General features: G+C 42.9%; 6 protein-coding genes, 2 tRNA genes and 2 rRNA genes. 1 reads left to right on the top strand and 9 read right to left on the bottom strand.

Features of this window, described 5'->3' with window-relative positions:
- Nucleotides 1–51 precede the first annotated feature (51 nt).
- The 9 genes from BBROOKSOX_RS02490 to gshA form a co-directional block, all read right to left on the bottom strand.
- Nucleotides 52–2941: ribosomal RNA gene (locus BBROOKSOX_RS02490) — 23S ribosomal RNA — on the bottom strand.
- Between the two features lie 540 nt (nt 2942–3481).
- Nucleotides 3482–3557 (bottom strand) — tRNA-Ala (locus BBROOKSOX_RS02495).
- A 105-nt stretch (nt 3558–3662) separates the two neighbouring features.
- A tRNA-Ile gene (locus tag BBROOKSOX_RS02500) sits at nt 3663–3739 on the bottom strand.
- A 235-nt stretch (nt 3740–3974) separates the two neighbouring features.
- Nucleotides 3975–5508 (bottom strand): 16S ribosomal RNA (locus BBROOKSOX_RS02505).
- The 16S and 23S rRNA genes sit together here with 2 tRNA genes alongside, the layout of an rRNA operon.
- A 256-nt stretch (nt 5509–5764) precedes the next feature.
- Nucleotides 5765–6238, bottom strand: a complete 474-nt coding sequence (locus BBROOKSOX_RS02510; RefSeq protein ID WP_139659608.1) for a rhodanese-like domain-containing protein — start codon at nt 6236–6238, stop codon at nt 5765–5767.
- A complete protein-coding gene (locus BBROOKSOX_RS02515; protein ID WP_139659609.1) occupies nt 6239–6883 on the bottom strand; it encodes a response regulator in 645 nt (214 codons plus the stop codon).
- A gap of 1 nt (nt 6884) precedes the next feature.
- Complete coding sequence (locus tag BBROOKSOX_RS02520; protein ID WP_139659610.1) at nt 6885–8369, bottom strand: GAF domain-containing sensor histidine kinase; 1485 nt, start codon at nt 8367–8369, stop codon at nt 6885–6887.
- A 14-nt stretch (nt 8370–8383) separates the two neighbouring features.
- The gene (gene mnmE, locus BBROOKSOX_RS02525; protein ID WP_139659611.1) at nt 8384–9727 is read right to left on the bottom strand and encodes a tRNA uridine-5-carboxymethylaminomethyl(34) synthesis GTPase MnmE; all 1344 of its coding nucleotides are present in this window, start codon (nt 9725–9727) and stop codon (nt 8384–8386) included.
- On the bottom strand, nt 9717–11270 hold the full coding sequence (gene gshA / locus BBROOKSOX_RS02530; RefSeq protein WP_139659612.1) for a glutamate--cysteine ligase: 1554 nt from the start codon (nt 11268–11270) through the stop codon (nt 9717–9719). The genes mnmE and gshA overlap by 11 nt, the downstream gene beginning before the upstream one ends.
- Nucleotides 11271–11319: 49 nt before the next feature.
- Here gshA and BBROOKSOX_RS02535 point away from each other — a divergent pair, with 49 nt between their 5' ends.
- Entirely contained in the window at nt 11320–12243 is a 924-nt protein-coding gene (locus BBROOKSOX_RS02535; protein WP_139659613.1) for a Nudix family hydrolase, read from the top strand.
- The last annotated feature ends 141 nt before the right edge of the window (nt 12244–12384 follow it).

Genomic DNA, 12384 nt, shown 5'->3' on the forward strand with positions numbered 1-12384 from the left:
TGACACATCAACACAAAAATTATGGATTCATCCAAATAATTTGGGTGTTATATGGTCAAGCCTCACGATCAATTAGTACAGGTTAGCTTCACACATCACTGCGCTTCCACACCCTGCCTATCAACCTCGTAGTCTTCAAGGGATCTTTAGGAGAGTTAAACTCTCAGGGAGACCTAATCTTGGGAGGGGCTTCCCGCTTAGATGCTTTCAGCGGTTATCCTTTCCACACATAGCTACTCGGCAATGCGACTGGCGTCACAACCGAAACACCAGAGGTGTGTCCATTCCGGTCCTCTCGTACTAAGAACAGCTTCCCTCAAGTCTCCAACGCCCACGGTAGATAGGGACCGAACTGTCTCACGACGTTCTAAACCCAGCTCGCGTACCACTTTAAATGGCGAACAGCCATACCCTTGGGACCTGCTTCAGCCCCAGGATGTGATGAGCCGACATCGAGGTGCCAAACACCGCCGTCGATGTGAACTCTTGGGCGGTATCAGCCTGTTATCCCCGGCGTACCTTTTATCCGTTGAGCGATGGTCCTTCCACTCAGAACCACCGGATCACTAAGACCTAGTTTCCTACCTGCTCGACGTGTCAGTCTCGCAGTCAAGCACCCTTTTACCTTTGCGCTCATTGCACGATGTCCGACCGTGCTGAGGGTACCTTTGCGCTCCTCCGTTACTCTTTAGGAGGAGACCGCCCCAGTCAAACTACCCACCATGCATTGTCCCCAATCCGGATAACGGACCTAGGTTAGAACCCCAACCATACCAGGGTGGTATTTCAAGGGTGGCTCCACTCAAACTAGCGTTCAAGCTTCAAAGCCTCCCACCTATCCTACACAAGTAGGATCAGAGTTCAATGCAAAGCTGTAGTAAAGGTGCACGGGGTCTTTCCGTCTGGCCGCGGGTATACTGCATCTTAACAGCAATTTCAATTTCACTGAGTCTCGGGTGGAGACAGTGTGGCCCTCGTTACGCCATTCGTGCAGGTCGGAACTTACCCGACAAGGAATTTCGCTACCTTAGGACCGTTATAGTTACGGCCGCCGTTTACTTGGGCTTCGATCAAAAGCTTCGGACGAATCCTAACCTCATCAATTAACCTTCAAGCACCGGGCAGGCGTCACACCCTATACGTCCACTTACGTGTTTGCAGAGTGCTGTGTTTTTAATAAACAGTCGGAGCCACCTGGTATCTTCAACTCTTACCAGCTCATTTAGCAAGTAAAATCACCAGCAAGAGCACACCTTCTCCCGAAGTTACGGTGTCATTTTGCCTAGTTCCTTCACCCGAGTTCTCTCAAGCGCCTTAGAATTCTCATCTCGTCCACCTGTGTCGGTTTGGGGTACGGTTTCATATAACCTGAAGCTTAGAGGATTTTCCTGGAAGCATGGTATCACTCACTTCTCCCAAAAGAGGGATCGTTATCACGCCTTGAATAAAGGCTACCGGATTTTCCTAATAGCCAATCTACACGCTTAAACTTGGACAACCATCGCCAAGCTGAGCTAACCTTCTCCGTCTTCCCATCGCAGTTATATGAAGTACAGGAATATTAACCTGTTTCCCATCGACTACGCATTTCTGCCTCGCCTTAGGGGCCGACTAACCCTACGCCGATTAACGTTGCGTAGGAAACCTTGGACTTCTGGCGAGGGGGTTTTTCACCCCCTTTATCGTTACTCATGTCAGCATTCGCACTTCTGATACCTCCAGCATTCCTCACAGAATACCTTCAACGGCTTACAGAACGCTCTCCTACCATCGCAATAAATTGCGATCCGTAGCTTCGGTATGTAGTTTTAGCCCCGTTAAATCTTCCGCGCAAACCGACTCGACCAGTGAGCTATTACGCACTCTTTAAAGGAATGGCTGCTTCTAAGCCAACCTCCTGGCTGTCTGGGCCTTTTCACATCGTTTCCCACTTAACTACAATTTTGGGACCTTAGCTGACGGTCTGGGTTGTTTCCCTTTCCACTACGGACGTTAGCACCCGCAGTGTGTCTGCCATGCTCATACTTTCAGGTATTCGGAGTTTGCAATGGTTTACTAAGCCTTGACGACCCGCTAGCCATAACAGTGCTCTACCCCCTGAAGTAATACATGACGCTCTACCTAAATAGATTTCGGAGAGAACCAGCTATCTCCGGGTTTGTTTGGCCTTTCACCCCTATCCACAGCTCATCCCCTCATTTTTCAACATAAGTGGGTTCGGGCCTCCAGTTAGTTTTACCTAACCTTCACCCTGGCCATGGATAGATCACCCGGTTTCGGGTCTACTCCCAGCAACTAAACGCCCATTTAAGACTCGGTTTCCCTACGGCTCCCCTAATGGTTAACCTTGCTACTGAGAAGTAAGTCGCTGACCCATTATACAAAAGGTACGCAGTCACGGAATAAATCCGCTCCTACTGCTTGTATGCATACGATTTCAGGTTCTATTTCACTCCCCTCCCGGGGTTCTTTTCGCCTTTCCCTCACGGTACTTGTTCACTATCGGTCATTAGAGAGTATTTAGCCTTGGAGGGTGGTCCCCCCATATTCAAACAGCGTTTCACGTGCGCCGCCTTACTCGATTTCACATAAATCTAATTTTCGTGTACGGGACTATCACCCTGTATCGTTGAACTTTCCAGAACATTCTACTAATTAAAAATATGCTTAAGGGCTGTTCCCCGTTCGCTCGCCGCTACTAAGGGAATCTCGGTTGATTTCTTTTCCTCTAGGTACTTAGATGTTTCAGTTCCCTAGGTTTGCCTCCTTAACCTATGTATTCAGTTAAGGATAATGGTCTGATGACCACTGGGTTTTCCCATTCGGAGATCTCCGGCTAATAATGCTTATTATCAGCTAACCGAAGCTTATCGCAGATTGTCACGTCCTTCATCGCCTTCTAATGCCAAGGCATCCGTCGTATGCACTTATTCACTTGACCATATAACCCCAAACCATCTAAATGTGTTTCCAAATTTCCCCTTTGCCTGTGATGTTTTATTTTCTCAATCAGTCATTTAGCAATGCTAAAATTCTTCAATCCTTAATAAAACATCTTGCCAAAGAAAAAACCTGAAATCACTCAAGTTCAGTGTCATACAGTTAGTATTTCACCAAGAAGTCACAAATTGTGATAAATCACAATCGGTGAATTCTTTTCTTTCTTATTTCACCAACGGTTTTTACACCGCCGATGAGAATCCATATTTTTTGAAATTGTTGTGTCAATGCAATACACCAATGAAAACTGTCATCACGACAGTCTTCGCGTTGTTATATTGTATATTTACAAACTTTACTTCATGTATTAAATTGTTAAAGAGCTCTACACCCAAAGGCATAGTATAAAAACTTAAATAAAGCCACTATCATTACGATGGTTTTATTTAAGTTTTTAGATAAGAATGTCTAACTAATCACTAAATTTTATTTTACAAGGTGGATATAAACGACCAATTGTCCAACACAGTAAAATGGGATTTGGTGGAGCCAGGGAGGATCGAACTCCCGACCTCTTGCGTGCAAGGCAAGCGCTCTCCCAGCTGAGCTATGGCCCCTTGAAAACAGTAAAAAATACTGTAATTTTTATTTTTACAAAGCGCAGGCGACAGAGTTTATACTAATAAACGACCAAGCCGACAACGCACTCAAAAATCAAAATTTGGTGGGTCTGGGTGGATTTGAACCACCGACCTCACCCTTATCAGGGGTGCGCTCTAACCAACTGAGCTACAGACCCGAATGGTGGGATTATTTTTAACTTATGTTGTGTTATTCTTACTTACTCATTCAGCCAGTCATGTGTTTACACGACATTCTTTCCTTCAAAATAAAGCCTTAGTTAAGGCAAAACTAATCACACCATAAAATAAAAATATCCTGCGTAATTAACCACCAATCATTGGCAGTTATGCAATTCTTTCATTCTTCTTTATAGTTATCAAACAACTTGTTGTGGACACTCATACTTTTCTTAAGGAGGTGATCCAACCCCAGCTTCCGCTAGGGTTACCTTGTTACGACTTTACCCCAGTCATGAATCACAAAGTGGTGAGCGCCCAGATAAGCTACCCACTTCTTTTGCAACCCACTCCCATGGTATGACGGGCGGTGTGTACAAGACCCGGGAACGTATTCACCGTGGCGTTCTGATCCACGATTACTAGCGATTCCGACTTCACGGAGTCGAGTTGCAGACTCCGATCCGGACTACGAAAAGGTTTATGAGATTAGCTTGCTCTCGCGAGGTTGCGACCCTTTGTCCTTCCCATTGTAGCACGTGTGTAGCCCTGGTCGTAAGGGCCATGATGACTTGACGTCGTCCCCGCCTTCCTCCGGTTTATCACCGGCAGTCTCTTTATAGTTCCCACCATGATGTGCTGGCAAATAAAGATAAGGGTTGCGCTCGTTACGGGACTTAACCCAACATCTCACGACACGAGCTGACGACAGCCATGCAGCACCTGTATCACGGTTCCCGAAGGCACCAATCCATCTCTGGAAAGTTCCGTGTATGTCAAGACCAGGTAAGGTTCTTCGCGTTGCATCGAATTAAACCACATGCTCCACCGCTTGTGCGGGTCCCCGTCAATTCCTTTGAGTTTTAACCTTGCGGCCGTACTCCCCAGGCGGATAACTTAACGCGTTAGCTTCGCCACTAAGAGGTAAATCCTCCCAACGGCTAGTTATCATCGTTTACGGCGTGGACTACCAGGGTATCTAATCCTGTTTGCTACCCACGCTTTCGTACCTCAGTGTCAGTATTAGTCCAGAAAGCTGCCTTCGCCATTGATGTTCCTTCAGATATCTACGCATTTCACCGCTACACCTGAAATTCCACTTTCCTCTCCTATACTCTAGTTTGCCAGTTTCAAATGCAGTTCCTAGGTTGAGCCCAGGGCTTTCACATCTGACTTAACAAACCACCTACGCACGCTTTACGCCCAGTAATTCCGATTAACGCTTGCACCCTCCGTATTACCGCGGCTGCTGGCACGGAGTTAGCCGGTGCTTCTTCTAAAGTTAACGTCAAGGCTAATGGGTATTAACCATTAGCTTTTCTTCACAATTGAAAGTGCTTTACAACCCTCAGGCCTTCTTCACACACGCGGTATTGCTGGATCAGGGTTGCCCCCATTGTCCAATATTCCCCACTGCTGCCTCCCGTAGGAGTCTGGACCGTGTCTCAGTTCCAGTGTGGCTGATCATCCTCTCAGACCAGCTAAAGATCGTCGCCTTGGTGAGCTTTTACCTCACCAACAAGCTAATCTTACGCAGGCTCATCTAGTAGCGTGAAGTCCGAAGATCCTCCACTTTAATCCATAGATATTATGCGGTATTAATCCAGATTTCTCTGGGCTATCCCCCACTACTAGGCAGATTCCTACGCGTTACTCACCCGTCCGCCACTCGACGCCTAAGAGCAAGCTCTTATCGTTTCCGTTCGACTTGCATGTGTTAAGCATACCGCCAGCGTTCAATCTGAGCCAGGATCAAACTCTTCAGTTTAATTCTAACTATTTAGAACATTGGCAACACTTATAAATAAGTGCGCTTTGCGTTCAATTTTTTTAAAAGCTTAATTGCTTTAGTTTTTTATGTGCACTTGCACAATTTAATGTACGAGTGCCCACACAAGTTGTTTGATAAATTTTTAAAGAGCAACTAAATTGAAAAATAATGTTTCAACTCAGTAAAAGGTGGCAATTATACAAGCAAAAAATCTTGCGTCAAGCACTATTTCACTTTTTTATTAAATTAATTTCTAAACTGATAGATTAGGCTGTAATTTTTCTTCCGCAACCGCTTGGTTAAGCCATTTGTCAGCTTCATCAATATCAACGATGTCATTTTTTATATTCAGCATTTCTAAGTCGTTATCATTCCAACCTTTAATACCTAACTTTAAAGAGCGAACATTTTCAAACCCCATTTGTCGCATCGTCAGTGCCGCAAGCACAGAGCGGTTGCCTGAACGACAAATAAGCACAATGTTTTGATTTCTAGCTTCTGCCAGCTGAGGTATGGTGTCATCATAGTTCCAAACGCAAGCACCTTCAAGCACACCACGCGCAACATGTAGCGCGTCTTTAATATGCATCATTTCAAATTCAGCTTGCTCACGAATATCTAACAATATCAAATCAGAGTTTTGTTCAATTTCTTCTTCTAGGTCCCAAGGCAATATCTCATCTACAGAAACCAATGCTTTTGCTACTAATTTTTGGTAATCATCCATTTACTTATACTCTTTTTGCTTACAATAACCTTTTTCAGTTACCATCACTGCAACTTCAACCCTTGAAGAAAGTGATAATTTTTTTAAAATTGATTTCACATGCAACTTCACTGTACCATCTGCAATACCCAACTCTCTAGCAATAACTTTATTACTATGTCCGCCTGATATCTGACAAGCCACTTCCTTTTCTCGTTTGGTAAGTAACTCAAAAGAAGGCTCGCTATCTGTCAATTCATTTTTCAATGCCTTGACCAATACATGTGTCATATTTTGCGTCACAATAATTGACCCTGTTGCCACTTCATTGAGCGAATCTACCAATTCATCTGGATCCATATCCTTGAGTAAATACCCTTGAGCGCCGTGTTTTAAACAATCACGCAAATCATTTTCATCAGTACTGGTGGTTAATATTACCACTGGTGTTTGTTCATTACGCTCTTTCAAGACCTTTAACACTTCAAGTCCTGACATACTTGGCATACGCAAGTCTAACAAGATAATATCTATTAATAAGTTGGGGATTTCCTCTAAACCTTGTTCAGGTGAAGAGGCTGCCTTAGCACTAATGTTTCTGGACTCTAATAATGAAACAAGTCCATTACGGAATAAAGCGTGGTCATCAATAATATAAACTTTCATTTCACACACCTGCCCCAAAACTCACAATCACTCGCGTGCCTTCATCAACTTCGGATTCAATATCAATATGTGCACCGATTCTACTCGCACGCTCTTGCATAATATTCATGCCGATATTATTCCCCATTACTTCGGTATCAAGCGTGTCTTTTTTAAAACCTACCCCATCATCTTCGATCAGCAGCTGGCATTGTGGTTCAGCGGAAAATAAAATTCGCACATTACGCGCCTTGGCATGTTTGCGAATATTAGACAAGGCCTCTTGGGTAATACGCATAATTTGCATTTCTGTTTCTGAGGCAAGGTCGAACTTACCTTCTACTTGTAAATAAGTGGCAATATTTTCTTCTGCCCTAAAACTATTGACTAGATTTTCTAATGAAGCTTCTATCCCTCTAGGATCTAAAGGCACACGGAAATTACACATTAATTCTCTAAGCTCTTGATTGGCCTGGGTAATGTTTAACTGCAAACTGGCAACTTTTTTACCCGCATCCTTTTTGTTGCCTTGCTTCAGCATATCATCTAAGACAGTCACTTGTAGTTTTAAGCTGTAAATCGTTTGCGCCAAAGAGTCGTGAATTTCTTGTGATAAGAATAAACGCTCCTGCGAAAGCTCCAGTCGCTTAGTCTCTTCATCAAGCCTTGCCTTGTCAAGTGCAATGGCAATATTATCAGCAATGGATTCAAGTAATGCACGCTCGTCAAAAGCAAGTGAAGGCTCAGAATCAAAAAATAAATTAAAGATGCCCAAGGTTTTTCCGTGGTATTTCAAGGGAATAAAAATCGTACCAACACTCGCCTTAGCCTCAGATTTTTTGCCCACACATTTTTGACAAGTATGCACACTAAACTGCACACAGCTATCTGGTGCCATTGCTACTTCACCACAAAAACACGCACTACTCACGACATCAATTTGTTGCCCCTGGTCGTCAATCACACCCTTTTGCGCGACTAAATGCAATTCTGTATCGTTAATTAAACGACGCGCCACACCTGAAGATGCGAATGTCATTTGCATAAATACATCCAAGAAATACTCAAACAATTCTGTAGCAGAATGCATTGAGTTAAGTTTAGATGACACACCATAAAGCGTTTCTAATGAAGCCGATTTTTTACTCAGACGCTGAACCTGCTTGTGCAAAATATCTTCCATGTCGTCATATAAATATTGATTTTCATCAATCAGATGATTAATTGCTGTGGCAACAGGCTGAAATGCGGTTTTCTGTTTGTTGCTTAGGCGTGCACTTTGATCAATGTTGTAATCATTTACCCATTGTTGCAAATCCGTAAATGGCGATAAAAAGTCCTTACGAATAGACAAATATAAACCCAAATATATTAACAATATCAATAGGGCAAAACCTATATCAACAACATTAGATGACTGATAAACCGAAAGCATTACATGCCACAACAATGGCGATAAGGCAATAGTGGCCAATAAATAAAGATAAAATTTTGCTTTAATACCCATAACGCTGTAAATCTCTACTTACCAATACAAAAAGAAGAAAAAATCTCACCCAACAAATCATCAGATGAGAACTCACCAGTGATACTACCTAAATCTTGAGCAGCATGGTATAAATCTTGAGCAAGCAACTCGCTGGCATTATTATCAAGTTGTATCAAAGCAGCCTGCACGGATACTAATGCAGCCTCTAAGGCAATAATATGGCGCTTGCGTGCTAGCAAAACGCCTTCACCAGTATCACTTAAACCCGCAATCTCTGAGAGTCTTTGTTTTAACAAATCAACGCCTTTTGAATGTTTGGCACAGATTGACAACTGGATTTGATGTTCTAAATGTTCTACACCCACAACATCATTGGTTAAATCTACCTTGTTTTTAATCAATAATATCGGTTTACCTTCAATGCCGCTTGGCAAGATTGATAGGTCTGGCGCTTCATCTTGTGCATCAAAAACCAATAACACCACATCAGCGCGTTCAATTTCACCATGTGCTCTCTTAATGCCTTCTTGTTCTACTTTATCTTCACTGGTACGCAGTCCTGCCGTGTCAATAATATTGAGTGGCATGCCATTGATGTGTATCGTCTCCTTTAACACATCACGCGTAGTACCCGCAATATCTGTCACAATCGCACTGGATTCTTGCGTCAATGCATTGAGTAGTGATGATTTTCCCGCATTTGGCTTACCCGCAATTGCGATGTTTAAACCTTCTCTTAAAATCACACCCTGTTGTGCAGCCGCTAAAATAGCTTGAATATCTTTTTCAATTTTTTCAATCTTTTGCTTAACCTCACCTGAGGCTAAGAAATCAATTTCTTCATCAGAAAAATCAATCGTCGCTTCAACAAAAACTCGCAACTCAATTAACGAGTGCGTTAGAGCACTGACTTGCTTAGAAAACTCGCCTGATAAAGAGCGCAGTGCTGAGCGTGCAGATTGCTTAGAGCTGGCATCAATGATATCTGCCACTGCCTCGGCTTGTATCAAGTCCATTTTACCATTGAGAAAAGCGCGTTTAGAAAACTCCCCCGGCTCGGCCGCTTCTGCACCTAACGATAGAGCAGCCTCTAATAAAAGTCGCATGACCACAATACCACCATGCCCTTGTAACTCTAAAACATCTTCGCCCGTAAATGAGTTTGGCGCTGGAAAAAACAAGGCTACACCCTTATCAATTTCATCACCCTCTTGACTAAAAAACGAACCATAATGCGCATAGCGTGCCTTAGGGATTTTCCCCAACATCTTTTGGGCAATCCCACCTGTAAGGGTACCTGAAACGCGTACAATGCCAATACCACCTTGCCCTAAAGCGCTTGCCAATGCACAAATTGTCGTTGTATTATGCATCAATAAAATAATGCTCTAAATAGGCATCAAAAGAGCTATTATCCGCTTGTTCTATTGCGAATTGCTGCTGGCAAGATTTTTTGGCTTGTTGGTCTAGATAATCAAAATGCACTGGGTCAATTTCCTTTGCAAGAAAGGCTTGTCGATGCTGCTTAGCCCAAGCATTGGTATAATCAAAAAATCCTTGATTGTGGTCTTTCATCTCACTCAGAGTAATTGCAGAAGGCGTGAGCTCAGCGTGTTCAATACGCCTGCCTATGGTATTAACAGCCGCTTGATAATCCTGCCCCAATAACTCAGCACATAGATAAATTTTGTCCATCACGGTTCTACCCAAATCTTGCAATAGAATGCTTTTTCCTTGATGCATCAAGGCTAATTTGGGTTGACGCCCCTTGTGCGCTACTAACTGGTCATTAGCATCACATTCAGCTTGTTCTCTACTGCAAATAACTGGCGAATCCTCTAGTAAGCAAAACAGCAAAAATGCCTCTAAGAACAATACTTGTGTTTTATCAATACCCAGTGGCAAACTTGGGTTAATATCCAATGAGCGCAACTCGATATAGCCAATACCATTCTCATGCAAAGCATCTAAAGGTTTCTTGCCTGAAATAACATTTGACTTAGGACGCACAGAAGCATAATATTCATTTTCAATTTGTAAAATATTGGTGTTTAATTGTTGATATTGCCCTTGTTTCTTAAGCCCAATTTCTTCATAGGCGGCGCACGGTGTTTGCATGCCAGACTTTAAACTATGAACATAATGCGCTAAAGAATTATAATTTGCCTTTACCCCTGCCTCATCTTCACGCAGATTTTGATAGCCAATATCCCCCATTCGCAATGAAGTGGCATACGGTTCATATAAAGTAGAATCATTAAATTCAACCAATGAATGCTGATGATAGCCCTTGAGAAAAGATTTACAAACCGCACTTGATGCGCCAAATAAATAAGGAATCAACCAGCCACAACGCACCACATTACGCGTCAATGCCATATAACTTTTGTCGTTAAACTCCCTAAATGCTTCGCTCGGCGCTTTTAACAAATGATACTGTTTAAGGAAATCCTGTGCAAAGGAATAATTAAAATGAATACCCGCAATCGTTTGCATCACACTGCCATAACGATTAGCAAGTCCATGTCGATAAACAGTTTTCATCCTGCCTTGATTGCTCGTTCCATACTGTGCAATAGGAATATAAGTTTCGCCACGAATCACGCACGGCATACTTGCCGGCCAAAAACTTTGGTCCTTTGGCAAATGATGATATAAATATTGTTGTGTTTTAGATAAAAATGCCAGCATTTCATCAGCACACCTTGCAGGTGGCGTGACTAATTCAATGAGTGACTCGGAAAAATCAGTGGTAATGTTTGGATGCGTCAAGGCACAACCCAGTGCCTTGGGGTGTGGTGCTTGAGAGATGCCACCTCGGCTTGATACCCGTAAACCCTCTTTTTCCAACCCCATCAAATTGCCCTGTAGCAATGCGCTATAAGGTTTTAATTGTTGAATTTTTTCCGTTAAACTCAAAGTCTTGCCTAATATAAAATAATGCTATCATTTTACAGCAGAGGAGCGCATGCAAACAATCAAGGCAGTTGTTGGTGTTTTACGCAACAAACATCAAGAAATACTCATTGCACAACGCAGAAAATCACAATTTATGGGTGGGTTTTGGGAATTACCCGGTGGCAAAATTGAGCATAAAGAATCACCAGAACAAGCCATCACCAGAGAACTTAATGAAGAACTCGGCATCCAAGTTAAGCACTCAAGCCTACACCAAACTATGGTGTATCACTACGAAGACAGAATCGTTGAGTTAAGCATTTACAACATCAACCAATACCAACATACACCCATAGGGCTTGAAGGTCAAGCAATCACTTGGGCTAGAATTACTGATTTAAACAACTATCAACTATTACCCACCATGCGTGCCTTTATCCACTCAATCACTTTGCCTAATAAATACTGGATTACGCCCTCAAGTCAGCATCAAAGCGATGAATGGATGGATAAATTTGACCAAAAACTCACCTCAGGCATCAACCTCATCCAACTGCGAAGCAAAACCATACTCAATACTACATTTATCGCCGAACTTTACAACAAATGTAAGCATAACAGCGTTAAATTACTACTTAATACCGCCAATAAAACCTTTAATGAGCCCAGTGGGGATGGCTGGCACCTTACCACTAATGAAATGCTACAATTAAACAAAAGACCCTGTGCTGAGGACAAGTTACTCGGCGTATCTACCCACAATCTCACCGAAGCCCTCAAAGCCCAGTCCATCGGTGCCGATTTTGTCGTCATTTCTCCTGTGCAAGCCACTCAAACTCACCCAGATACCCTACCAATTGGTTGGGACAGTGCTGTTAATGTGGTGGATAAACTCAATATCCCTGTTTATTTTCTCGGTGGCATGAGGATTAAAGATTTAGAAAAAACCCGCAAACTCGGCGCTCAAGGCATCGCTGGGGTGAGTGCTTTTTAAAAATCAGGATCAACATATAAGGAGACCTTTGCATAAATAGGAACAATCATCAAAAACCCACTTTTCACCCACTTGGCGATTTTTTAAACCCAACCTTAGCTCTGCTAGGACAAGGTTTAAAGAAATCACCAATTGGGCAAA

The sequence above is a fragment of the bacterium endosymbiont of Bathymodiolus sp. 5 South genome (assembly GCF_900128535.1).
Lineage (GTDB): Bacteria > Pseudomonadota > Gammaproteobacteria > PS1 > Pseudothioglobaceae > Thiodubiliella.

Bases quoted from the DNA above. Each gene is read 5' to 3' on its own strand.
- BBROOKSOX_RS02535 (WP_139659613.1), top strand. From the start codon at position 11,320: ATGCAAACAATCAAGGCAGTTGTTGGTGTTTTACGCAACAAACATCAA.
- BBROOKSOX_RS02515 (WP_139659609.1), bottom strand. From the start codon at position 6,883: ATGAAAGTTTATATTATTGATGACCACGCTTTATTCCGTAATGGACTT.
- BBROOKSOX_RS02510 (WP_139659608.1), bottom strand. From the start codon at position 6,238: ATGGATGATTACCAAAAATTAGTAGCAAAAGCATTGGTTTCTGTAGAT.
- BBROOKSOX_RS02520 (WP_139659610.1), bottom strand. From the start codon at position 8,369: ATGGGTATTAAAGCAAAATTTTATCTTTATTTATTGGCCACTATTGCC.